Origin of the sequence: Massilia sp. CCM 8734, from assembly GCF_011682155.1 — a bacterium.
GTDB lineage: Bacteria > Pseudomonadota > Gammaproteobacteria > Burkholderiales > Burkholderiaceae_D > Telluria_A > Telluria_A rubra.
In genome coordinates this window covers 84,726-109,326 of record NZ_WHJI01000026.1, presented here as the reverse complement: position 1 = coordinate 109,326, position 24,601 = coordinate 84,726, and the positions used below count along the sequence as shown (strand labels likewise).

17 protein-coding genes are annotated in these 24,601 nt (G+C 62.4%); 8 read left to right on the top strand and 9 right to left on the bottom strand.

The window, feature by feature from the left end; genetic code table 11:
• Nucleotides 1-248: 248 nt before the first annotated feature.
• The 4 genes from pcp to F2P46_RS22415 all read right to left on the bottom strand — a co-directional run bounded on the left by pcp (nt 249) and on the right by F2P46_RS22415 (nt 4,999).
• Nucleotides 249-893 (bottom strand): pyroglutamyl-peptidase I, encoded by a 645-nt coding sequence (gene pcp / locus F2P46_RS22430; RefSeq protein WP_166894304.1) that lies wholly within the window; start codon nt 891-893, stop codon nt 249-251.
• A complete protein-coding gene (locus tag F2P46_RS22425; protein WP_166894303.1) occupies nt 890-1,849 on the bottom strand; it encodes a DUF979 domain-containing protein in 960 nt (319 codons plus the stop codon). Before F2P46_RS22425 ends, pcp begins: the two co-directional genes overlap by 4 nt.
• Entirely contained in the window at nt 1,846-2,538 is a 693-nt protein-coding gene (locus tag F2P46_RS22420) for a DUF969 domain-containing protein (protein ID WP_166894301.1), read from the bottom strand. Before F2P46_RS22420 ends, F2P46_RS22425 begins: the two co-directional genes overlap by 4 nt.
• A gap of 169 nt (nt 2,539-2,707) precedes the next feature.
• Nucleotides 2,708-4,999 carry a TonB-dependent receptor gene (locus tag F2P46_RS22415; RefSeq protein WP_229509398.1) on the bottom strand — a complete coding sequence of 764 codons (2,292 nt, stop codon included), beginning with the start codon at nt 4,997-4,999 and terminating at the stop codon, nt 2,708-2,710.
• 476 nt (nt 5,000-5,475) lie between these two features.
• On the opposite strand from F2P46_RS22415, the gene tal reads away from it, so the two are divergent.
• The 6 genes from tal to F2P46_RS22385 all read left to right on the top strand — a co-directional run bounded on the left by tal (nt 5,476) and on the right by F2P46_RS22385 (nt 12,206).
• Nucleotides 5,476-6,555: a transaldolase gene (gene tal / locus F2P46_RS22410; RefSeq protein ID WP_166894299.1), complete on the top strand. Its 1,080-nt coding sequence runs from the start codon at nt 5,476-5,478 to the stop codon at nt 6,553-6,555.
• Nucleotides 6,556-6,634: 79 nt separating this feature from the next.
• Nucleotides 6,635-7,630 (top strand): BMP family ABC transporter substrate-binding protein, encoded by a 996-nt coding sequence (locus F2P46_RS22405; protein ID WP_166894297.1) that lies wholly within the window; start codon nt 6,635-6,637, stop codon nt 7,628-7,630.
• Nucleotides 7,631-7,727: 97 nt separating this feature from the next.
• On the top strand, nt 7,728-9,257 hold the full coding sequence (locus F2P46_RS22400) for an ABC transporter ATP-binding protein (protein ID WP_166894295.1): 1,530 nt from the start codon (nt 7,728-7,730) through the stop codon (nt 9,255-9,257).
• Complete coding sequence (locus F2P46_RS22395; protein WP_166894293.1) at nt 9,254-10,336, top strand: ABC transporter permease; 1,083 nt, start codon at nt 9,254-9,256, stop codon at nt 10,334-10,336. The genes F2P46_RS22400 and F2P46_RS22395 overlap by 4 nt, the downstream gene beginning before the upstream one ends.
• A gap of 3 nt (nt 10,337-10,339) precedes the next feature.
• Nucleotides 10,340-11,308, top strand: a complete 969-nt coding sequence (locus tag F2P46_RS22390) for an ABC transporter permease (protein ID WP_166894292.1) — start codon at nt 10,340-10,342, stop codon at nt 11,306-11,308.
• Nucleotides 11,309-11,324: 16 nt separating this feature from the next.
• The gene (locus tag F2P46_RS22385) at nt 11,325-12,206 is read left to right on the top strand and encodes an alpha/beta hydrolase (protein WP_166894290.1); all 882 of its coding nucleotides are present in this window, start codon (nt 11,325-11,327) and stop codon (nt 12,204-12,206) included.
• Here F2P46_RS22385 and F2P46_RS22380 read toward each other — a convergent pair.
• The 5 genes from F2P46_RS22380 to F2P46_RS22360 all read right to left on the bottom strand — a co-directional run bounded on the left by F2P46_RS22380 (nt 12,183) and on the right by F2P46_RS22360 (nt 20,778).
• Nucleotides 12,183-13,013 (bottom strand): MipA/OmpV family protein, encoded by an 831-nt coding sequence (locus F2P46_RS22380; RefSeq protein ID WP_166894288.1) that lies wholly within the window; start codon nt 13,011-13,013, stop codon nt 12,183-12,185. The two genes, F2P46_RS22385 and F2P46_RS22380, sit on opposite strands and share 24 nt — an antisense overlap.
• Nucleotides 13,014-13,100: 87 nt before the next feature.
• Nucleotides 13,101-14,156 carry a S1/P1 nuclease gene (locus F2P46_RS22375; protein ID WP_306667703.1) on the bottom strand — a complete coding sequence of 352 codons (1,056 nt, stop codon included), beginning with the start codon at nt 14,154-14,156 and terminating at the stop codon, nt 13,101-13,103.
• Nucleotides 14,153-15,367, bottom strand: coding sequence for a phospholipase D-like domain-containing protein (locus F2P46_RS22370; RefSeq protein ID WP_166894287.1), 1,215 nt, complete (start codon nt 15,365-15,367; stop codon nt 14,153-14,155). Before F2P46_RS22370 ends, F2P46_RS22375 begins: the two co-directional genes overlap by 4 nt.
• Complete coding sequence (locus F2P46_RS22365) at nt 15,364-17,052, bottom strand: bifunctional metallophosphatase/5'-nucleotidase (RefSeq protein ID WP_166894284.1); 1,689 nt, start codon at nt 17,050-17,052, stop codon at nt 15,364-15,366. The genes F2P46_RS22370 and F2P46_RS22365 overlap by 4 nt, the downstream gene beginning before the upstream one ends.
• Before the next feature lie 306 nt (nt 17,053-17,358).
• Nucleotides 17,359-20,778, bottom strand: coding sequence for a TonB-dependent receptor (locus tag F2P46_RS22360; RefSeq protein WP_166894282.1), 3,420 nt, complete (start codon nt 20,776-20,778; stop codon nt 17,359-17,361).
• Between the two features lie 1,230 nt (nt 20,779-22,008).
• Between F2P46_RS22360 and F2P46_RS22355 the strand changes: the two genes are divergently transcribed.
• Both F2P46_RS22355 and F2P46_RS22350 read left to right on the top strand, forming a co-directional pair.
• On the top strand, nt 22,009-23,349 hold the full coding sequence (locus F2P46_RS22355) for an HlyD family efflux transporter periplasmic adaptor subunit (RefSeq protein WP_166894280.1): 1,341 nt from the start codon (nt 22,009-22,011) through the stop codon (nt 23,347-23,349).
• Nucleotides 23,349-24,596, top strand: coding sequence for a Fic family protein (locus F2P46_RS22350; RefSeq protein ID WP_166894278.1), 1,248 nt, complete (start codon nt 23,349-23,351; stop codon nt 24,594-24,596). Before F2P46_RS22355 ends, F2P46_RS22350 begins: the two co-directional genes overlap by 1 nt.
• The last annotated feature ends 5 nt before the right edge of the window (nt 24,597-24,601 follow it).

Sequence of the window (24,601 nt, the reverse complement as noted above, 5' to 3'; positions counted from 1 at the left end):
GCTCCGGACCTTGACCGAACGACTGTACCTGTCGACACCGGCCAGGTCCCTCAACTCGTCCTGAGCAAGCCACGTCCGGTCTGCCGAGAACTGACCACCAACCCGCCAACCTTCAACCGCATACTGCGCCATTCGATGCCCCGTTCAATCGGGTAGGGCATCCATTACCCGCGACCATCGAAAACACTGCCGACGAGGTTTCGTATCGTCCAGCCAGCAACGCACTGGCAGTTCATGAAACATTCAGGCTAGGCGACTGCGCCGCCGGCTTCACACAGGTCGGCGCCAGGAGCCAGCGCCACTTCCAGCGCCATCGTCAACCCCCGCACCACCTCGGCCAGCGCCATGCTGGGCGCACCCGGGTGCGCTGCCGCCTGCTGCGGCAAATACGGAATGTGAATGAAGCCGGCCCGGATATCGCGGCCCACCGTCTGGTGCATCAGGCTATAGAAAACGTGATTGCATACAAAAGTGCCGGCCGTCTGCGACACCGACGCCGGCAGACCACTGTCGCGCAAGCGCGCCACGATGGCCTTGATCGGCAGGGTCGAAAAGTACGCCGCCGGTCCGCCTTCGACCACCGGCTGGTCGACCAGCTGGCACTGGGCGTTGTCGGGAATGGGCGCGTCGTCGATATTGATAGCAATGCGTTCGACCGACAGGTCCACCCTGCCCCCGGCCTGCCCGACCGCAATCACCACCGCCGGCCGCAGCTCGTCGATGGCCGCGCGCAGCACCTCGCCGGCGACGCCGAACACGCAGGGCAACTGGCGCACTTCGACGCGGTAGCCATCGCCCTCGACTCCGGCCAGCGTGCGCACCGCCTCCCACGCCGGGTTGATGGTCTCTTTATTGAACGGCTCGAAGCCCGTCAGCAGCACTGTTCTCGTCATTTCTGATCCATCAAAAAATACAGCAGGAAGATATTTGCCACCAACAGCGGCAGCGCGGTCGGTATCTGCGCCTTGATCACCGCATGCTTGTCGGGCAGTTCGAGCAGCACCACCGGCACCACGTTGAAGTTGGCCGCCATGGGCGTCATCAACGTGCCGCAGTAGGCGCTGAACATGCCGATGGCGGCCATCACCGCCGGGTTGGCGCCGTACTGCTGGACCAGGACCGGAATGCCGATGCCGCCCGCCATCACCGGAAAGGCCGCGAAGCCATTGCCCATGATGATGGTAAACAGCGCCATGCCGACGCAGAACACCACCACCGCGACAAACCGCGAATCCATGTTGATGTAGGACGTGGTGATGTGCGCGACCGCCTTGCCCACGCCCGCTTCGGCGAACAGCAGCCCGAGCACGGCCAGCATATGCGGCAGCACCACCGCCCAGCCGACGGCATCGGTCAGGCGGCGCCATTCGCGCATGCCCTGCAGCGGCGTGGAACGGGTCAGCCAGCAGGCCGCGCCGACCGCCAGCACCGAGGCGCAACCCAGGCTGACCAGCGTAATGTGCTTGGTTTCGAGCAGCAGCAGGCCGCCGATCTGCACATCCTTGAGAAGGGTCGAACCGATCATGGTCACGACCGGGATGATCAGCGCGGGGATGAACAGCAGGTGACCGAGGCGGCGCGCGCTGGTGGTCTTTTCCTCGGTCGTGCGCACGCCGTATTTGCCGAGGGTGACGCCGCCGAAGCCGGCGATCAGCGCCATCGCGATCATGATCACGCCCACCAGCGCCGGCGGCAGCCGTTCGCCAACCAGGTAGACCGCAGCGTACAGGCCCCAGAACAACGCACTCGAATAGCGGCGCGGATTGTCCCTGTCGCGCAGGGACATGACAGCCGACGCGGCCAGCATGGCGCCCAGCGCCAGGTAAAAGTAGTCGAGCAGGATGATCATGCGGCCCCTCCGTCGCGCGCGATCTCGGCGTCGAAGCGGTGCAGGCGCCAGGCGTGAATGATGAAGGCGGTGATTGCGGTCGGAATGCCCCACAGCGCCATGTGCAGCGGATTGACCAGGATGCCTTCGGCCGCGAGGATGGTTTGCATCAGCACGATGGCCCCGAAGGCGACAAAGACATCTTCGCCGAAGAACAGGCCAACGTTGTCGGTGGCGGCCGACATGGCGCGGATGCGGTAGCGCAGCTTGTCGCTGATGCTGCCCTTGCGCGTTTCGGCGGCCGCTTCGGCCATGGGCGCGACCAGCGGGCGCACCATCGACGGGTGGCCGCCAAGACTGGTCAGCCCGAACGCGGCCGAGACTTCGCGCACGAACAGGTAGACGATCAGCAGGCGGCCGGTGGTGGCCGATTTGATCTTGGCGATGCTGGCCTGCGCGTGTTCCTTGAGGCCGAAGCGTTCGAGCAGGCCGATGGCCGCCAGCGGCAGCAGCAGGATCATGGGCAGGTTGCGCGTTTTGATGAAGGCGGTGCCGAGCGAGGCGAGCAACGCTTCGACCGGCATCGACACGGCCAGGCCGGTGACCCCGCACGCGGCGACGACAACCAGCACGGGATGCACGCGCAGCACGAAGCCGACGATGATGACGGCGACGCCGATGAGCGGCCACAGGTTGACAGCTGTTTGCATGGATTCTCCGAGTGACCCGTCGTTCCCGCGCCAAGGCGGCCCTCGGCGGGAACGACGGCGGTGGGGATAGCGCCTCAAAGGGGGCCGGGCAATCTTACCCGAAGTGCGCACAAAAAAGAAAACCCCGCACACCTTGCGATGTGCGGGGCTGCTATGACTACGGTGACGCTTAGAACGTCGCCTTAACCTGCACGCCCAGGGTGCGTGGCTCGTTGACGATACCGGTCAGGTTGTCGAAGTCGATCGCGCCGACCGACTGCACCTTGTCGGTGATGTTGCGCGCGAAAGCCGCCACTTCGTAGTTATCCCACTTGTAGCCCATGCGCAGGCCACCTTCGACCAGCGACTTGGCTTTGTATTCCTTGGCTTCGTACAGGAACATATTGTAGGTGCTGCGGTACGCCCAGTCGGTGTAAGCAAAGAATTCGCCATCGGCCACCGGCACGCTGTAGCGCAAGGTGAAGTTACCCTGCCACTTCGGTGCGCGCGGCAGCGGGTTGCCGTTCAGTTTTTGCGTGTACGCGAACGGGCCTGCCACGCCGGTCGGGGTGCAACCGTTCACACCTTTGGTGTTCGGCTCATTGCCGCAAGTCTGGACGAACAGGTCCGAATCCTTGATCTCGGTGTTGTTGTAGCTGCCGCCCAGGGTCATGCGCAATGCGTCCGACAGATTGGCCTGGAAGTCCAGCTCCACGCCCTGCCCGGTCACCTTGTCGGCATTGATCAACTGGTTCATGTTGATCTGGCCCGAACCGGCGGTCAGTTGCTTGTCCTTGACGCGGTACTGGAACACGCTGGCCGACAAACGCGCGCGGCGGTTGAACAGGTCCTGCTTGATACCGGCTTCGTACGACAACACTTTTTCGGCTTCGGCGAACGATGGACGATCGGCCAGGCCGTTCAGGCGACCCTGCATGCTCGGTGCGCGATAGCCGGTGGCGATGCGGGCGAACAGGTTGGAATCGGCGCTGAGGGCGTAGGTGCCGGACATATCCCAGCTGACGTTCTTCGAATCGTTGCTGATGCCGAAAGGACCGGCAGTGGTCAACTCGACGCGCTTGGCGGCGAAGTTCTTCTTGTCGTTGGTGTAGCGCAGGCCGCTGCGCAGCTTGAACTTGTCGGACACGGTGTAGTTCAGCGAACCGAAAGCCGCCCACGATTTGGTGTCCTGGGTCTGGGTCGCGAAGAACGGGTTCTGCGGATTGCCGGGCGCCAGCGAGTCGAAGCTGATGCTGTCGATCTGGATGTCTTCGTTGAAGTAGAACAGGCCGGCGATCCACTGCAGCGGGCCGCTGTTGACCGACTCCGCGCGGAACTCCTGGGTGAACTGGCGGTGCTTCGGCAGCACGTCCGCGGTTTCGACCACGAACGGGATGAACGCGGCCTGGTTGGCGTAGCTCGGACCCATTGGCTGCGCGTACACGGCGCCGTAGCCGCCGTCGACGTCGGCGCGGCTGTAGAAGTCGGCCGACTCGTAACCGGTGATCGAGTGCAGCGTCACGCCGGAGAGGTCCAGGCGCAGGCGCATGCTGGCGCCTTCGGTGCTGAGGCGCTGCTCGTTCACGCCGTCGGTGTCGTAACGGCCGTATTCGAAGCCGTCGACCAGTTCATTGCTGCCCTTTTTGAGGATGTTCGAGCGGAACAGGGTGGCGCTGCCATCCATGTCGCGCGCGTGCACGTTGAACAGGGCGCTGAAGGCGCTGGTCGGCTTGACCAGCACTTGCAGGCGCAGCGCGTCGTCGTGGTAGCCTTCGAAATTCTTGGTGCCGTTGCCCGGACGGCCGTTGTGAACGCGGTCGTCGCGGTTCTGCGACTGCACCGAGATGCGCGCGGCGACAGTGTCGCTGATCGGCAGGTTGACCGCGCCTTCCAGGTTGCGTGCGCGGTAGTTGCCGATGCCGATGGTGGCGTAGCCGTCGGACTTGCCGATCTGCGGCTTGGCCGAGTCGAACTTGATCACGCCGGCCGGCGAGTTACGGCCGAACAGGGTGCCCTGCGGGCCGCGCAGCACTTCGACCTGGTCGACGTCGAACACCGGGAAGCCCTTCAACATCGGGCTTTCCTGCACGATGTCGTCGACCACCAGGCCGACCGGCTGCGATGCGTTCAGGTCAAAGTCGGTATTGCCCTGGCCACGGATGTAAAAGCGCGGGAACGAACGGCCGTAGTCGGATTCGATGTTCAGGCTTGGCGTGCGGCCCGACAGGAAGCGGATGTCCTGCCCGCCCGAGGTCAGCACGTCGAGCTTTTCGCCTTTGAGCGTGGTGATCGCCATCGGCACATCCTTGATGTTCTCGGAACGGCGCTGCGCGGTCACGATGACGGTTTCCAGCTGGCCGGCTTGCGGCCTGGCTTGTTCGGCTGGCTTGTCCTGTGCCATCGCAACGTGCAACGGAAAGGCGCTGGCGACGGCCAGGGCGATCAGCGAACGGGTGGCGAACTGCTTGCTCTTGATTGTCATGTAGGTAATTCCTTAGGTCGATGAACCATTTGATGAAACCTGCGTCCCGGTTCGCATCGGCATGGACCAACCCTGGCTTATCAAGCGCCTTGCAGCGCACAAAATGGCCCTGATCACCCTGCTGCGACTGCGCTCCCGTCCGTATTTTGTTGCTGCTTGGGCATCGTAGCATGAAAAGAATTGACCCGAAATCATGGTAATTGCGTTTTCATTTATATTTCGATCATATAAATGACGAAGCAAAATCGTATTTGCCATACATATTAGTGCTGATGCATAGTTCTAAAACTGTGCCTGTGCCATTTGGCGCAGCGCAATATTCCCTAGCCATACGCAATCCCGGGCATAGCGAACATGGCGATACCACCGGCCCGGCCAGAGGGGGCCTGGCGAGCAAGGTTCTGCACAAAAAGACGCGTAATTTTCGCCACATGAGTTGTTGCAACAATACGACATAGTTCGCCAGGAAAATTGCCATGAACCAACTTAGTGCATCCGCCAGCCGCCTGAAGGCCGTGGCCGGCCTCGGCCAGCAAATCTGGCTCGACAACCTCAGTCGCGATTTGATCGCCTCGGGCCAACTGGCGCGCTGGATTGCCGACGACGGCGTGCAGGGCGTGACCTCGAATCCCGCCATTTTCTATAACGCGATCCGCAGCGACCCCGCCTACCGGGCCGCGCTGCCGGCGCTGCGCGCGGCCTTCCCTGAGCCGGAAGCGCGTTTCGAAGCGCTGGCGCTGCCCGACGTGCGGGCCGCGTGCGACCTGTTCGCGCCTCTGTACGCCGCCAGCGGCGGCCGCGCCGGTTTTGTGAGCTTTGAAGTCGCGCCGCGCCTGGCGCACGATTGCGCCGGCACCGTGGCCGATGCGGTGCGCCTGTGGGCCGCGATCGACCGGCCGAATGCGATGATCAAGATTCCCGCCACCGAAGCGGGCATCGCGGCGCTCGAAGAAGTGATCTATGCCGGCATCAACGTCAACGTCACCCTGATTTTCAGCGCCACCCAGCTGGCCGCCGTGCGCGCGGCGCACCGGCGCGCTCTGGCGCGCCGCCTGGAAGCGAAACTGTCGGTGCAGCGCATCGCCAGCGTGGCCAGCATGTTTATCAGCCGGGTCGACGCCGCCGTCGACGCACTGCTGCCGCCAGCCGCAGCGGCCCTGCGCGGCAAGGCGGCGATTGCGGCGGCGCGCGTGGCGTATCACGAGTTCAGGAACGACGCCGGCTTTGCCATCTTCACCGCTTTCGGCGCCACGCCGCAATGGCTGCTGTGGGCCAGCACCGGCGTCAAGGATCCGGCCATGCGCGACGTGACCTACGTTGAAGAATTGATCGGCGCGGACACCGTCAATACGGTGCCCGATGCAACCCTGGCGGCCTTTCGCGAGCACGGCGAAGCGCGCCTGTCGCTCATTGAGGACGTCGACCAGGCGCGCGCCGTATTGACGCAACTGGGCCGGCACGGCATCGCACTCGATACAATTGGTAACGACCTCTTGCGCGCCGGCCTGACACAATTCGAGCAAGCACACGCCAATTTGCTGGCTTTGCTTGCTTAGTGTCGTTAAGCTTACGCATTCCTTTCGCCCCATCGCAGCCGGTGTGCCGGGTACAATATCGCTTTCCAGGAGTTAAGTCATGAAATTAAAGCAACTTAGTATCACGATCGCGGCGCTGTGCGTCGCCGCCAGCGCCACGGCTGCCGACCCGAAACTGGGCATCGTGTACGACGCCGGCGGCAAGTTCGACAAGTCGTTCAACCAGTCCGCTTTCGAAGGCGCCGAGCGCTTCAAGAAAGAGACCAACATCAAATACATCGAGGCGCAGGCCAGCAGCGATACCCAGGCCGAGCAAGTGCTGCGCGGCCTGGCGCGCAAAAAGCTCGACCTGATCGCCGCCGTCGGCTTCTCGCAGACGCAGGCCGTGCAGAAGGTCGCGCAGGAATTCCCGAACGTGCGCTTCGTGCTGATCGACGCCGTTGCCAAGGGCGCGAACGTCAACTCGATCCTGTTCAAGGAAGAAGAAGGCTCGTACCTGGCCGGCGTGGCCGCCGCCATCGCATCGAAGTCGAAGAAAATCGGCTTCGTCGGCGGCATGGACATTCCGCTGATTCGCACCTTCGCCTGCGGCTACGCCCAGGGCGCGAAAGCGACCAATCCGAAAGTCGAGACCATGCAGAACATGGTCGGCACCACCGCCGCAGCCTGGAACGACCCGGCCAAGGGCGGTGAGCTGGCGCGCGCGCAGTTCGACCGCGGCGTGGACGTGGTGTTCGCCGTTGCTGGCGGCAGCGGCATGGGCACCCTGCAGACAGCCAAGGAAAAAGGCAAGCTGGCCATCGGCGTCGACTCGAACCAGAACTACCTGCATCCAGGTACCATGCTGACCTCGATGGTCAAGCGCGTCGACCTGGCCATCTACGACTCGTTCATGCAAGTGAAGAACGGCACCTGGAAAGCCGGCGTGACCCACAAAGGCCTGAAAGAAGGCGGCGTCGATTGGGCGCTGGACAAGGATAACCGTGCGGTCGTCACGCCGGAAATCGAAAAGCGCGTCAACGAAGCCAAGGCCAATATCATCAGCGGCAAGGTCAAAGTGGTCGACTACCGCGTTGGCAGCAGCTGCCCGGTCTAGATTCTCCCCCGCTTCTCAGAAAAGCGCGCCGCACCAGTCTTGACTGGTCCGGCGCGCTTTTGAACTCATTTACCTTTATCTCTTACCACTGACCGCTATGCAGCCAGCTGTAGAATTTCGCAATATCTGCAAAGCCTTCGGGGCCGTGCAGGCGAACGCCGACGTCAGCTTCTCCATCGCCAAGGGCTCGATCCATGGCGTGATCGGCGAGAACGGCGCCGGCAAGTCGACCCTCATGAGCATCCTGTACGGCTACTACAATGCCGACAGCGGCGAACTGCTGATCGACGGCCAGGCGCAGGATATCCGCACCAGCCAACAGGCGATCGCCCTCGGTATCGGCATGGTGCACCAGCACTTCATGCTGGTCGAGAATTTCACGGTGCTCGACAACGTCATGCTGGGCGCTGAAGGCGGCTTCAAGCTGGCCTCGCAGCGCGCCGCCGTCGAAGCGAAGCTGCGCGAGATCTGCACCCGCTACCGCCTCGACGTCGACCCGCTGGCCAAGATCGAAGACCTGTCGGTCGGCGCACAGCAGCGCGTCGAGATCCTCAAGCAGATCTACCGCAGCGCCAATATCCTGATCCTGGACGAGCCGACCGCCGTGCTGACCGCGCAGGAGACCGCGTCGTTGTTCGAAATCCTGCGCCTGTTCAAGGAACAGGGCAAGACCATCGTCCTGATCACCCACAAGCTGGGCGAAATCATGGACATTACCGACCAGGTAACCGTGATGCGCGCCGGGCGCGTGGTGGGCGCGGTACAAACCGCGACGACCTCGAAAGAGGAACTGGCCAACATGATGGTGGGCCGCCCGATCCAGGGCGAACTGCCGCGCGCCCCCTACAATCCCGGCGCCACCGTGCTGGAAGTGGCCGGCCTGCAGTTGCAGGACGCCGCTGGCGTGCGCCTGCTGGCCGATATCGACTTCACCCTGCGCGCGGGCGAAATCGTGGCCATTGCCGGCGTGTCGGGCAACGGCCAGAGCGAATTGATGCAGATTTTGTCGGGCATGCGCCTGCCGAGCGGCGGCAAGGTCGCCTTCCTCGGCGCCGAACTGCCGTACGCCAGGCGCTCCGACGCCGACGGCTTGCCGGCCACGTTCCGCAAGCTCGGGATCGGCCATGTGCCGGAAGACCGCCTGCGCGACGGCGTGATCAAGGATTTTTCGGTCATGCAGAACACCGTGTTCGGCTACCAGGACCGGGTCCGCAACCGCTGGGGCCTGTTCGACTTCAAGGCCATCGCGGCGCGCTGCGCCGGCCTGCTCAAGGCCTTCGACGTGCGTCCGGCCAATCCGGACCTGCGTATCGGCCTGCTCTCGGGCGGCAACCAGCAAAAGGTGGTGATCGCGCGCGAAGTATCGGCCAAGCCGAAGCTGATGCTGGTCGGCCAGCCGACCCGCGGCGTCGACATCGGCACCATCGAAAGCATCCACACCCAGTTGCTCAAGATGCGCGACGAAGGCGTGGCGATCCTGCTGGTATCGGTGGAACTGGAAGAAGTGCGGGCGCTGGCCGACCGCATCATCGTCATGTCCGGCGGACGCATTACCGGTGAACTCAAGATTGAAGAATTCGACACTACCCGCATCGGGCTGCTGATGGGCGGGATGCACAAAACATGAAAACGACCGAACTCCCACGCTGGGCAAGCGCGTTTGTCCTGCCTGTACTGAACCTGCTATCGGCACTGCTGGTGGCCGCGCTAGTGATCCACCTGCTCGGCGAAAGCCCGACCGAATCGCTGCGCATCCTGATCGATTCCGCCGTTATCAACCCGGAGGGCCTGAGCTACACGCTGTTCTACGCCAGTACCTTCATCTTTACCGGCCTGTCGGTATCGATCGCCATGAAGGCGGGCCTGTTCAACATCGGCAGCGAAGGCCAGATGTACGTCGGCGGCCTGGGGCTGACCGTGGTCATGCTCACGCTCGACCACTCCCTGCCCGCCTGGCTCCTGATTCCCGCCGCCATGCTCGGCAGCGCGGTGTTCGGCGCGGCCTGGGCCTGGCTGCCCGGCTATCTGCAGGCCAAGCGCGGCAGCCATGTGGTGGTCACGACGATCATGTTCAACTTCATCGCGGCCAGCCTGATGAACTTCATCATCGTCAAATACCTGATCCCGGAAGGCCAGCAAAACCCGGCCAGCCGCGTATTCTCGGACGCCGGCGCCATGCCGCGCCTGAACGAATGGTTCCCGGTCCTGGGCGATACTCCGCTCAACGTCAGCTTCCTGATCGCCATTGCCGCCCTGGTCATCTACGGCGTGATGGTGTGGCGCTCCTCGTGGGGCTACCAGCTGCGCGCCACCGGTCTGAATCAAAGCGCGGCGCATTATGCGGGCGTGTCGATCAGCCGCATGATCATCGTGGCGATGCTCATTTCGGGCGCGCTGGCCGGCCTGGCCGCGGTCAATTCGGTCATGGGCTCGACCCATTACCTGAGCCTGAACTTCCCGGCCGGCGCCGGTTTTATCGGCATCGCGATCGCGCTGATGGGACGCCAGCACCCGGTCGGCATTTTCCTGTCGAGCGTCTTGTTCGGTGCACTGATCCAGGGCGGCTTCGACCTGTCGCTGGAAAAACCGAACATCCCGCAGGAGACCTTCATCTTCATCCAGGGGCTGATCATCTTGTTCTGCGGCGCGATGGAAAACCTGTATGCGCCCGCTGTCCTGAAGCTGCTTAACATTCGCAAAGGATAAGCCATGTTCGAAGACCTCCATTTAGCCAGCATTGTCGTCTCCACGATCCGCAATGCACCCGTCCTGATTTTCGCCGCCATGGCCGGCCTGTTCGCCGAACGCAGCGGCGTGGTCGACATCGCGTTAGAGGGAAAAATCCTCGCCAGCGCGTTCGTCTCGGCCGCTGTCGCCTTCACCACGCAGAACGCCTGGTATGGCGTGGCTGCCGGCGTGGCCGTATCGGCCGCACTGGCGCTGCTGCAGGGTTACGTGAGCATCACCCAGAAGGGCAACCAGCTGGTGGGCGGCATTGCGATCAACATCGCCATGAGCGGCCTGACTTTCGTGCTGGCGCAGTTCTTCTACCAGCAGGGTGGCCGCACGCCGGACCTGGGCCAGGCGCGCCTGTTCGACATCGTCTTGCCTGGCACCCAGGCGCTCGAAGGCATTCCTTTCATCGGCTGGTTCTACGGGCACGTGATCGGCGGCCATTCGGCGCTGGTGTACCTGGCGTTCGCGCTGATCCCGCTGGTGCACTGGGTGATCTACCACAGCCGCTTTGGCCTGCGCCTGCGCGCCTGTGGAGAAAACCCGCACGCGGCCGACGCGGCCGGCGTCAGTGTCGCCACCACGCGCTACATGGCGATGCTGGTGGCCGGCATCCTGTGCTCGTTCTCGGGTGCTTACCTGGCGATTGTGCAAAGTGGTTTCTTCCTGCGCGATATGTCGGCCGGTGCTGGCTACCTGGCGCTGACGGCGCTGGTGTTCGGGAACTGGCGTCCGATGTACACGGCGCTCGGCTGCATGATGTTCGGCTTTTTCAGCGCGGTGCAGATCCAGATCGAAGGCGTGGACTTGCCGGGTATCGGCCGCATTCCGGGCTCGCTGATCCAGATGGTGCCGTACGTGGTCACCGTGATCGTGCTGGCCGGCCTGATGGCCAAGTCGGTGGCGCCGAAAGCGATCGGCAAACCGTTCGTCAAATCGCGGTAACGTGCTGACAAGGCGCATGGCGAAGCGCGGCCTGGTCGCCTTCGCCTGTTCGCTTTCATTGGGATTCGGGGCGCTGTTCGGCGCTGGCGAATACCTCAGTTCTCCCGCGCGGCGCCAGATCGGCGCCGCGCCGCCCGACTTCCCCGCTGTCTCAGTCACCATTCCCAGCGCCGCCGGTCCGGTGCGCGGCTGGATGGTGCGCGGCATGCCCGGCGCCGGCGCGGTCCTGCTGCTGCACGGCGTGCGCGGCAACCGCCTGCAGATGCTGGACCGGGCGCGCTTTCTCTCGCGTCTGGGCTACGGCGTGCTGCTGATCGACCAGCAGGCGCATGGCGAAAGCGCCGGTGAGCGCATCAGTTTCGGCGTGCGCGAGGCAGACGGGGTGCGCGCAGCGTTGGCGTACCTCAGGCGCGAACAGCCGGGAGAGCGAATCGGCGTCATCGGCATGTCGCTCGGCGCCGCTGCGCTGGTGCTGTCCAGACCCGGACGCGCCATCGACGCGCTGGTGATCGAGGCGATGTATCCGACGATTGAAGAAGCCATCGACAATCGCCTGCGCCTGTATCTGGGCAGCGCGGGCGGCAAGCTGGCGCCGCTGTTGCTATGGCAGGTGCCGCTGCGGCTGGACCTGACCCTGGAGCAGCTGCGGCCGATCGACGCCGTCGGCGCGCTAGCCTGCCCTACCCTCGTGGTGGGCGGAGAGTCCGACCGGCATACCAGCGACGCGGAGACACGCCGCATCTACGCCGCCGTACCGGAACCAAAGCAGCTGTGGATCGTGCCCGGAGCGGCGCACACCGACTTTCATGGACTGGCGAAGCACGAGTATGAAACACGGATAGGCCAGTTCATGGAACGACATTTGCGGTTAGCGTCAGTCGCCGGCCAGGCGCGTTGAGCGGCCCAGGGTCCATGCAAACGCCACCCCGGCCGAGGCGCCGGATTTTTTCTTCATCAGCGGACTGTCTTCGTTGGCAGCGCCCGCATAACTTTCAAGGCGCACAAAGCCGAACACGCGCACATCCTCGTTGATCATGCGCGAGGCGCTTGCGCCCACACGCGTGAGCATCAGTCCCGCGTCGGACCGATAAGCAGGCCGCCAGGACGTGGCGTATTGGGGCTGCACTTCGTAGAAGTAGCGGTTCACTTTTTTGTCGCCGATGACGACGCCCGCGTTGGCATCGAACGTCCACAGGCCATCGGCGCTGCGCATCTCGTACACCACTTTCGGTTCGAACGTGAAACCCTGCGTGCGCACACCGGCACGCGCTTCGATCACGGCGCGCAGCGGGATGTCGAGGCGGATCCGGCTCGACGCGCCCGGCTCGGCGATGCGCACTTTCAGGCGCGGCCCGAATTCGAGCAAGGTGCCGAGGTTGGGCATGCCGGCGCGCGCCGCCACGTCGTCGGAGCGGGCCGGCAGCGAGGCGGCCAGGCCGACGTCGAGTTCGACCGCTTCGCGCTTGACCAGGCGTGCGCCGATGCCGGATTGGTCGGCGCGAAATACCTTGCCGCGGTAGATCAGGAACGGCAGCAGCAAGCCGCGCGTGGAGCGGTCGGCCGCGCCGGGGTAGGCTGGGGTGGAGGCGACGCCGCCGAGGACGCCGGCTTCCCACAAGGGGAGCGGTTTGCTTTCGGCGGGTGCGGCGCAGGCCGCAATGGGGAGGGCCAGGAAGACGACGGCGACTATTGCGGCTGGTTTCATGAGGATACTCACGGGTGGATCAGAACTTGGATCCCCGCCTGCGCGGGGATGACGAGGCAGGGGCTGGGAATGACTGAACTAAGACTCTTACGGCCAGATGGTTTGCAGCAGCGACGCCAGATGGTAGCCGCCTTTGATCAGCTGCGTCTTGGCCAGCGCGGAACTCGGCACCGGGTAGTTCGATCCCATCTCCAGCCCGAAGGTGTAGTAGGTCTCGCCTTTGCGGTTGGTCTGCTTGCCGATCGCACCCGGCGTTACATCCGAATACGCCAGCTTGGACGCGGCCAGCGCGTCGTCCGCCCACTGGTACGGCCAACTGGTCGCATCGCCCGTGTTCATCGCCACCACCGGTTTGCCGTCGATGACCTTCTGCGCGAACTGCTCCGGCGTCTTGGTGCTGATGCGGCGCATCGCGTAATCGACCACGGTGCTGTCCCAGTACGAGTGGAACGGCCGCGTGGTCCACTTCTGCGCACCTGGCGGCAGGGGCTTGGCTTCGCCCTCGATCAGCTTCGCGCTCAGGGAGGTCAGCTTGTCGTCGTCGAGCAGCAGGCTGTTGCCGCCGCGCGAATCGTAGATATTCAGGCTGTCGACATCCTCGTGCTTTTTCGGCACGACGAACTTGCCATCCTTGCCGACAAACGCCGCGCCAACGTGCAGCGGCTGGTGGATGTCGCCGGTCATGTGCGCCACCAGCAGCAGGGCCTGGCGTCGGGTCAGTTTGTTGGGATTGAGCGCCGGATCGGTCTTGCCCTGCAAGACGGCGATGGCCTGCTTGAGCGTTTGCACGATGTCGACATCGGCCGTGCCCACCGCACCGTCATGATAGTGCTCGTTCTGGAACGGGATGTCGGTGTAGTGGTATTCGCTGTGGCGCGGATTGACCGCCGTGTAGGCGTTCATCTCGGCGGTCGGCGGCGTGTAGCCGACGCCGCCCTTGGCGCTGTCGGCCCATACCGTGATCGATTCGAGGCTCTCGCCCGGCAGCAGCAAGGCCGCCACCTGCTTTTCGGCGTTGCTGCCCTTGATCAGTTTTTCGGCGATGGCGCCGACCGCGCGGTGCCCCTCGGCACCCCAAGCCAGCGCCTCGGCCGACACGAAGGCGGCGGACAGCGCCAGTACACAAGCCAGTTTCTTCATCATTCATTTCCCTTGTTCGGTTTGGGATAGTCTTTGCCAATCTCGATCGGCGCCGCGTACGAGGAACTCCACGCCTGCTCGTGCAGCGCGCCGAGGCGCTGCGCCATTTTCTCGTTGCGCAGCACGACTTCGAGATTGCGCGACTTGTCGAAGTAGCCGCCGGCCCAATTGCTGGTGCCGACCCAGGCCAGCTTGCCGTCGATCGTCATGGTCTTGCTGTGGATGACGCGCGCGAACGGAATCGGCCCGCTCGACGCCACCGGCAAGGTGACGATGCGCACCTCCACGTTCGGCAGCAGCGCCAGGCTTTTGAGGTAGGCGATGCCGGGTTGGTCGGTGTTCCAGTTCGATACCATCAGCTTGATTTTCACGCCGCGCGCTGCGGCCGCGCGCACCGCATTGTCGATCACGCCATAGTACGGGCGCGTGTTGTCAGGTCCGTAGCCGAGCGGCGCATAGTCGAGCAGCTGGATACGCACCTCGCTGCGCGCATCGGCCAGCAGCGCCGGCAGCACCACTTCGGAATCGGCCACGCCGGGCGGGTTGTACGCCGCCGGGCTGGCGACCAGTTGCGCAGCTTGCGGCGATACCGCAACGGCCAGCGCGCGCGGCACCGCCAGCTTGGTAGCCAGCAGCGACTGCGCCTGCCAGTCACGTTCGAAGACGGCGTACACCTGCGCCACCATGGCCGCGTCGGTAATCAACAGGCCCGTTTCGTGGATGTGGGTAAAGGCGCGCCAGTCGAAGTTCTGGCTGCCGATAAAGGCGGCTTTCTTGTCCACCGCCAGGTACTTGGCGTGGATGATGCCGGTGCCGGTCAGCTGCGCGTAGTCCAGCACGCGCATCTCCAGATTGGGGATCTTGCGCAGCCGCTCCAGGGTGGCCGGATCTGACAGGCCGATGCCTTTCTTGTCGAGCAAAAAGCGGATCTTCACGCCGCGCGCGCCGGCCGCCTCCAGGCGCTCCACCACCTTGTCGAACGGCGTGCCGGCCTTGCTGATGGCGTAGAACTGGCCGATCATGATCTCGCTGCGCGCTTCGTCGAACAGCTGCGTCCAGACCGCGGCGCTGCTGCGCAGGTCGGCGTTGACGAGCGTCGTTTCCACCGGCGCCGTCTGCACCAGTTCATAGCCGGGGATGGAAAAGCCGGCCTGCGCATGCGGTCCCAGGACCAGCGCAAGCAGTGCGGCCAGGCCGCGCCGAAGGGGCGTCATTGGACCGTCCCGATGCGACCCGGCGGCGTGTCGCTGCCAGCCGGCTTGCCGGCTTTGTCCTGCTTGACCAGGAATTGCACCACGGCGTCGATATCGCGGATCTGCGTATCGCGCTTGTTGGTGGCGGCGGCAAAGGCGGGGAAGCTGTCGCCGCCTTCGGCCAGGAAGTTATTCCCGGCCACGCGATAGATGGCGGCATCGTCGATCGCCTTGCCGTTCAGGGTGACGCTGTCGCGCACGACGCGCTGTCCTTTCGGCGCGGCCTTGTTCCAGCGATAGCTGAAGCCATCCGACACCTGCAGCACCGAGACGCTGCTCGCGCCCGGGCGCGCCCATTGCTGTTCGAGCAGCGCGCGCAGTTGAGCGCCGGTCATGTCCATGACCACGATGGTGTTCCCGAACGGGAGCACGATCTGCACGTCGCCGTAGGTGGCGGTGAGATTGGCTCCGACGTCGAGATCCTGGCGCATGCCGCCCATGTTCATGAAGCCGATCTGCACGCCCTGCGATTGGGTGGCGGACAGCACCGCGTCGGCGATCAGGCCACCCAACACGGTTTCGCCGCCCGCGCTTTCCTTGCGGTGGATCGAGCGCACAGCCACGCGCGCGACCGGGCGCCCAAGGGCCTGCTCGCTGCGATCCTTCGCTTGCTTGAGGAAAGCCGAGACGCGTTCATCCGGTGGATACTGGCCCGGTTTCATGATCACGTTGCGCACCGCGATGTCGCCCACCGCGCCGCTGGCCGGGTCGACCATCATCTTGATGCGCGAGAGGACATGGCCGCCCATCTCGCCCTGGGTCACCACGCGTCCGTCGACCTTGCACTGGAAGCCCGTGTGCGAGTGGCCGCTGACGATCACGCGAATGGCCGGGTCGAGCTTCTTGACGATATCGACCACCGGGCCTTTAAGCTTGCTGCAATCGGGCTTGTCGAACGGTTCCGGCGTGGTGCCGCCTTCGTGAATGAGCACCACGAACACCTGCGCTCCCTGCGCGCGCATGGCGGGGATGACGCGATTAATCGCAGTCGCTTCATCTTCGAACGTCAGACCGACGATACCCGAGGCCAGCACCACGGAGGCGGTGTTGCGCAGCACGGCGCCGATCAGGCCGACCTTGATGCCCTTGACGTCTTCGATCCGGTAAGCCGGCAGGAACGGCTTGCCGGTGGCATCGTCGATCACGTTGGCGGCCAGGTAGGTAAAGCCGGCGCCACGGAAGTCCTTGGTGAACTGGCAGGCTTTTTCGGGGCGCACCGACTCGCAGCCGCCGCGCTGCTGGCGCAGCAGTTCGGCGCGGCCGTTATCGAATTCGTGATTGCCGACCGATGAGATGCGCATGCCGGCCATGGTCAAAGCTTCCAGCGCCGGTTCGTCCGCCCACATCGACGACATGGCGGGCGAGGCGCCAATCAGGTCGCCGGCGCCGACGAACAACAGCTCCTTGTCCTCGCGGCGCCAGGCTTGCACGGCGGCGGCGATGGTGTCGACCCCGCCCGCTTGCACGGTTTGCTGGCCGCTGGCGTGGATGCTGTTGTACTGGAATTTGGTGGCGTCGAGGTGGCCGTGGAAGTCGTTCAGCGCAACCAGGTTGATCTCGATCTGGGCCGTCGGGCGCGTGGCGCAGCCCGCCGACAGGAAGGCCGCGGCGAGCGCGGCGCAGAGGGGCCTTGAGAATAGTGTCATAGGTAGTAGGATAACCGAAGAGCGCACGCCGCAGCGGACGCGAGGCCCGGCGAAATGTATCGGGAATGTATCGGGCGGCGCAAAAAACCACACGCGCGGGACGAAAAAAAACGGCCAGTGTCGCCACCGGCCGCTCCTTGAATTACTTAAGTAAGTGCGCATAAATTCTTGTAATTTCTAGCTTCCATAAGCGGCGCCTTGCTGCGTTGCCCACCGCTAGCACTGCTAGCGGCGGATGCCTTGCAAGGCATCCGCTTCTGTTCGCTATAAATTACAATAATTTCTGCACACTTACTTAGCTACGCATCAGAATTCGTACTTGACGGTCGCCTGGATGGCCCACTGCGATTCGCCCTTGGTCTGGCGAACGTCGAGCGATTCGACGTTGTCGCGTACTTTGTAGATGTACTTGCCGTTTTCCATGCCGACGTAGTCGACGAAGCTGCGCGCCTGCGCGCCAGCTGACTGGAAAGCGACTTCGTTGATACGGCCCCATTTCTTGTTCAGCAGGTTGCCCACGTTGAAGAAGTCGAGGCTGAACACGGCCTTGTTTTTCGAGAACAGACCTGGCAGTTCCTGAGCGATGCGCATGTCGAAGCTGTTGCTCCATGGCGAGAAATCCGTGTTACGGCCAACCACGCCGCCAGCGGCTTTTTTCAGTACGCTGTTGCTGTTGACCACGCCCCAGAATTTGTCTTCGTTGGCATGATTGGTCGCCGTGTCGCCCGCGAACACCACCTCGCCCGAACCTGGCGCCGACGGGATGTACATCAGGTCGTTACCACCGGAGCCGTCGCCGTTCAAGTCGTTGTTGATGGTCCAGCTGTAAGGTTTACCCGAACGGCCTTCGTAGAACATGCCGAAGCGCGTCTTGTAAGCACCGAAGAAGTTCTTCTGGAAGTTGACGATGGCGTTCACGCGGTTCTTGACCAGGTAGCTCGAATTGGCGTTGACTTCTTCATTCGGATTGAACACCGAACGGCCGGTGAAGTTCGAGTTCGAGGTCGACGAGGTCAGTGGCGAGACTTCCTTGGCGTCGGTGTAGGTGTACGCCATCGACCAACCCAGGCCCGAGGTCATCGGACGGCTGATCGACATGGTGGCCATGCCGCTGCCGCCCTTGTCGGTCTTTTGCGCCAGCAGCACGTTGGCGAACGATTCGTTGCTCAGTGCTTTAGAACGCAGGCCGCCGCAAACGGTGCCGCTGTTGATCACGTTACCGGTCGCACTCCAGCACAGCGGGTTGTAAGCCTGGTTGGTGTAGAACAGGTCGCGGCCGTCGCTGCCTTTACGGGTGGCGGCGCCGAGGTTCAAGTTCTGGTAGTAGATCGCATCTTTGGACTTGACGTGCAGGTATTCCGCGCTGAACACCAGGCCGTACCATGGCAGTTCCATGTCGAAGGCGACGTTGGCTTTCCACACCGACGGCTGGCGCAAGCCTTGCGCCAGGATGTCGACGTTGGCCGCTGGCGTGGTCACGCCGACGAAGTTGGTCTTTTGCTGGTCTGGATCGGCGTTGAAGATGGTCGCGCCGTTGCACGACGCGAAGTTACCGGTGCCGCAACCGACCGTGGTGGTTGCCACGCCAGGATTCGAGAACGGATTCGACAGCCATACAGCGGCAGCGTTACCCTGGAACAGGCCGGCGCCACCGCGAATTTGCATCTTGCGGGTGGTGTCGAGCTGGTAGTTGATGCCGAAACGCGGCTGCACCAGGTTCTGGCCGTCGAAGGTGTTGGTGTTGTCCATGCCATAACCACCCGTTTCGCGGATGTTCTTGGCGAAATTGCCTTCGATTTTAGGCAAGGCGACTGCGTTGTTGCGGCGCGGACGGTCGCTGATGCGGGCGGCGTCGAGACGCACGCCGGCGGTCACGGTCAGGCGTGGGCTGAGGGTCCAGGTATCCTGCACAAACGCGCCGTAGTTTTTCAGCGAGAAGTCGGCGACAGCGTCGGCCAGGTTCACGCCAGGTGCGGCAACCTGCACCTGGTACGAACTTGGACGGCCTTTGCTGAAGTTTTCCAGGATCGCCTGTTCAACCTGGGCCGGGGTCGCGCTGCCGCAGGTGATCTTGCCGAAGCTGTAGGTCCAGGTATCGCTGCTGTTCTGGCAGCTGAACGAGTAATTGCCGAAAATGTTTTGCTGGAAAGCGTTGTAGACCTTGTTGTTGCTGTAGTCGGTGCCGAACTTGATTTCGTGATCGCCCAGGGCCCAGTTTGCGCCCAGGTAAATGTCGTCGGTCTTGGTGCCGAGAACGTTGCGGTGACGGCTGTTCTCGGTGCCGAAGGCGAGCGAGCGGTTGGTGCTTGGCACCGATGCCGGGGTACCGGCCGGGTTCGCCCCTGTCATCGACAGGTTGATCGACGGCAGGCGCGAGTTCAGGGTCGGCACGCTGTCGTAGTCGCGCTGCGAAATCTTGAATTCGGTCGAGAAGTTCGGGCTCCAGTCGGACGTCAGCTGGGCCACGAAGGTTTCGATCGACTTGTCTTGCGCATACCACTGCGAATTGAGCGACAGGCCGGTGGCGGAAATACCGGCAAATTGCGGCTCGGACTGCGACGTCTTCGAGTAGCGGAACATGGCGCGGTGGTCGTCGTTGATGTTCCAGTCGACCTTGACCAGCGCATCTTCCACATTCAGCTTGGCGCCGCTCGGCACGTCGGTGGTGCCGGCATTGAGGCCGTAACGGTCCTTGGCAATGCTTTGGGCCGACGAGATCAGCAGCGGCGAAATGCCGACGTTGGTCAGCGAGCTGCCCAGCGGGCCGAAGGCCGGCGCGGCGCGGCTCGACTCGAGCTTTTCGTAGTTAGCGAAAATGAACAGCTTGTCCTGGATCAGCGGGCCGCCCAGGGTGAAGCCGGCGGTGGTGTCCTTCGACGATGGCGGCGCGTAGTAGGTGTCGTTGGCGTTGTTGTAGCGGTCGCCCGACATCTTGTCGTTACGGAACACGTAATACAGGCTGCCCTTGAGGGTGTTGGTGCCCGACTTGGTGACGGCATTGATGTTGCCGCCGGTGTAGCCCTTTTGCGTGACGTCGTAGTTGGCGACGTTGACCTGCACGGTCTGGATCGCTTCGATCGAGATCGGCTGCTTGGCGGTCGGGCTGCCGTTCGATTCGAGGCCGAAGGTGTCGTTCACGGCCACGCCGTCGATGGTCAGCGAGTTGTAGCGCGAGTTCTGGCCGGCCACGGAGATTTCGCCGCGTTCCTTGTCGGTCTGGGCCACGCGCGGGTCGGCGCGGGCGTAGTCCTGCAGGTTGCGCTGGATCGATGCCTGGGTGGCGATTTCGGTCGAACCGAGGCTGGTGCCCGAGCCCATGTTGGTTTTCGAGAATTTTTCGGAACGGGCAGCCGAACCGGCGATGGTCACGGTCTGCATCGGCGCGCCCAGGGTGGCGTCGATGGAAGCGGTCTCGGCCAGCTGGATAAACACGCCTTCGCGTTTTTCGGTGATGCCGTCTTTGGTGATGATGATCGTGTACGGGCCGCCCGAACGCAGGCCGCGCGCCACATAGCGCCCTTCGCCATCGGTGACGACATTGCTGACGGAACCGGATTCGGCGTGGACGATGGATACGGTCGCGCCGCTGGCCGGCTTGCCGTCGGCGGCGGAAATGCGCCCGCCGATGGCCGACGTGGTGTTCTGCGCCATGGCCGGCAAGGTCGCCAGCGCGATCGATAGCGCCAGCGCCAGCTTGGTGACCTGCATCCGATTATGTTTGATCATTGTGTAACCCCAAAAAAAGACATGTTATGGTGGGAAAGCGGCGATGCTTTCCCTCTGTACTTTGTTGCAAATCTGCGCTGGCGGCGCGGGTGGCGCCGCCACGAAAAACCAGTCGCATCAACGCGATGCCGTTCTTATTCTCATCGGCCAGGTCCGTCAAGCGAGCGCGCTCGACCGCGACAATGTCCTGCGCAGCGCGCAAGTCTACTGACTGAATATGTCACCAGCATGACCAAGTGGCGACTGGCAAGATTGCTTCGTGGATCATCCTCAGGCAACTATGCAGCACTGGCTGCGCGGCTGACAAATACCATTTCATTTATGCATTTATATATCGATCATATAAATTCATGCATAAAGTAGTGCTAGAAGGGGTTCCTGAGGCGTGTTTCCGGGCTTGTGGCCTTGGCGGGATTATAAATCCTACGTTCTGAGGTGAAATCCTTTCATACAGAATTTCGACAAACGTTTGCCCGGACGCGCAAATGTGTAGCGGGACGGCCACACACTTTCCATTACGTTAAGTCTTTTTGATGTCAAAAAATTAAAGACAGCATATTTTCCCGACGCCGACAATCTTCACCTGGCCTGCTGCCGGGCCGAACGCACCGTGGATGGAGTCCCATCCGCCCCTGCGGCGGAGCTATCAGGGCCTGGTAGCTCTAGCAGCCTGTCGGACTTGGGATTGTCGGCTGCAAAAATATGTGGGACGGTCCATATTTCGCCGCTTTCTCGGCCAATAGCTCGCTATTGGCACTGCGAAATCGTCAAAATCTGGCCTCGCCCAGCTATTTTTTCGCTTCGACTCCCCAAGTCCGACAGGCTGCTAGGAGTCTGCGCGCCGGCACTGCCCCGGCCACACAAACGCATCCCGCCCCTTTTATGCCACCTGCATGCATGGCGGGCCGCACACCGATGACGCGTGAAATCCTCGTTTCCGAATGAAATGAATTAATGCTTCGCGTGCAATTCACATTGTCGATTCCCATCTTTTTCAAATGTTTGAATTTGATTGACGGGTTTTTTGCCGCTGAATATCATTTATAAACTATAACGAATAACGCGGCCAAGGGAAATCAAATAAACGCCCTTGACATGGCGGAATTACACCCGAGCGCGAATACGCGAATTGCGGATTATATCGTCCAAAAGAAACGATATGAACATGGAAATGGCTGCGCCTTATCTGGTCGCGTCGGAAATAACACACTTTTACGGAGAGTGCGCACAATGAATCAAGCCGAATCAAGGTTGGACCAGCATGGCGACGATCAGGTGTGCGCGCACAACCCGGATCGCGCGCACGCTCCGCCAGAAGGGCTGTTTCGCAGCGAAGCGGTGCAATCCCTGAATCAACGATTTGGTTCCCCGGTACGCGTTTTCAGCGTCGGCGGCTGGGCCTTGACCGGCTTCTTCATTTCCGCTTTGGCGGCAACTCTGGTATTCCTTGTGACGAATCGCTATGCGCGGAAAGAAACAGTATTTGGCCAGATAACGCCGGTGGCCGGATCATTTCGCATTACCGCACAAAATGCGGGAATAGCGGCTCAATTATTAATCAAGGAAGGCGACATTGTAAAAGCCGGAGACCCGCTCATATCGATCTCGTCAAATCCGATGATGGAGAGTGGCGAATACTTGGCGGCCGGATTGAAAACAATTCAATTATCGCAGCGGCAGGCCCAGGAACGGCAAGCCAGTGCGCGCTTGCAGCAAATCGAGCGCCAGACGGAAGAAGCGGTGGCACGGCGCGATGGCTTGAACGTCGATCTCGCACGTCTGAGCGATGCGGTAACACTGCTTGAACGCCGGCGCGCCCTGCAAGTACAGAACCTGGAAGCGAACCGTTCGCTGCAAGCGCAGGGAATGGTTTCGGCCGCCGCCGTCCGCCATCACGAAGATGCCTTGCTGGGGATCGACCAGCAGATCCAGCAGGCGGAACGATCCGCGGCACTGCAAAAAAACCAGGTGGCGCAGACCGTGCCGCAGCTGTTGCGCCTGTCGGCGGAAGCCGATTTCGCCCGATCCGAAGCGGCGGCACTCAAGGCGCAAATGAGCGAGCGCCAGCTCACATCGGATGCGCAATTGTCGAGAAAGCTGATTGCGCCGATTAACGGAACAGTGACCGCGCTGCAAATCCGCAGCGGCAGCGCAATCGCCGTCGGACAAACCCTGGCGATCATTGTTCCCCAGTCCGGCGCAACGACGCACAACCAATTGGAGGTGGAATTATGGGCGCCGTCGAAAGCGATAGGTTTTGTCAAACCGGGAGCGCGGGTGCGCCTGATGTACGACGCTTTCCCTTATCAAACCTTTGGTGTTGGCGAAGGCGTGGTGAAAGATATTTCTGGCGCACCGGTCATGCCGAGCGAACTGAATATTCCGATTGAATCCAGGGAGCAGCTATTCCGCATCCGGGTGTCGCTGAAAAAGAACAGCTTGTCGGCCTACGAACGGGAATGGGGTCTGGTACCGGGAATGCGCCTGTCGGCCGATCTGATCCTGGAAGACCAATCCCTGCTCGACTGGTTATTAAACCCACTGCGCGCCATGCAGAAACGTTCGAGCTGATGATGATGATGATTGATTCCAAACCGTATTTCCCGCAAGCGTGGACGGCGCTTAATGCAACGCTCGCCGCGCGTCTGATCGGCACGCAGAAATCGTTAGAAAAGGCATTTGCCAAGCGCGCGCCTGGTTATGCCGAGTTGCAGGCCTATGTGTTTCGCCACGGGCATGGCCTGGTACCGCGCGATAGCATCCGGGCGAGCGTGGCGACGCGCCAGGGCAGCAATTACACCATCACCGCCGAGAAAATCGTGGCGCAGCGCGCTTTGGCTTCCCGGGCCAGGGATGGCGCCACTATATATACGCTGGCAAAGCGAATTCACACGCTCGTGCTTGGCCATGCGCAGCGGCAGGAACGGGGCAACGTGTCTATCGCGCATTCCCCGCAGCTTCGCATCGGTCCCCCGGCAAGGTGCGACCCGCTGTTCGGCCCGTTGAAAGGCAAACGCGGGGGGCCAAGGCTGTTCGACGCGCTCAATGCCTACCTGGTGGTGATCTCCGCCCACCCTTTTACGGATGGGAATGGCCGCACCGCGCGCGTGATGCTCAGTGTTCTGCTGCAAAGTGGGCTGGACAAGCTGGCGCATCACATCCCCATGGCGGAGCTGACCCGCGCCACCGGGGGTGTCTACGAAGAACTCCTCGCCCGTGCCAATGAAAACGGCCTGTACGGCGACCTGATGTCCCATCTGCTGGACTTGCTGGACGATTACGCGGCACTGGCGTGCCGGCCTGCGGCGCCAGGCGTGGAGAGCGACCTGCGCATCGCCAGTCGCTGCTGGGCCGAAAGCCGTCATCCGGGCGCGGCACCAAAGAACATCAACGCCCTGGCGCCCTATCCGGTATCGATGACGAGCGTGATCGACGAGGCCCGCACAGGCACGATCAACGCGGCGCTGGCCGGCGCCATCGCCGACATCGGCAGGGAACTTGGGGACTACGGGGACATGACATTTGCAATGACGAGCCTGGAAAGCCTGCTTGGACACGAAGCGCCTTCCGACACGGTGGTTGCATTCTTTATCAAAGTAAACAGAAAGGAGGAATTGCTAGTACGTCTTCGGCATATACGGCAGCGGTATAGGCCCGTAACAAAGATTCAGTTGTCCATGGCAACTGGCGACCTTGTGCTCGATGCAAAAGTGCTGGTGTGTCTCGCTGGCCAACACGCTAAAGGTGTTGATGGCGAACCCCGCTGCACGGTCATTTTGCACGATCTCGACCAACTTGCTTCTAAAACCAATCCTTAACTAAG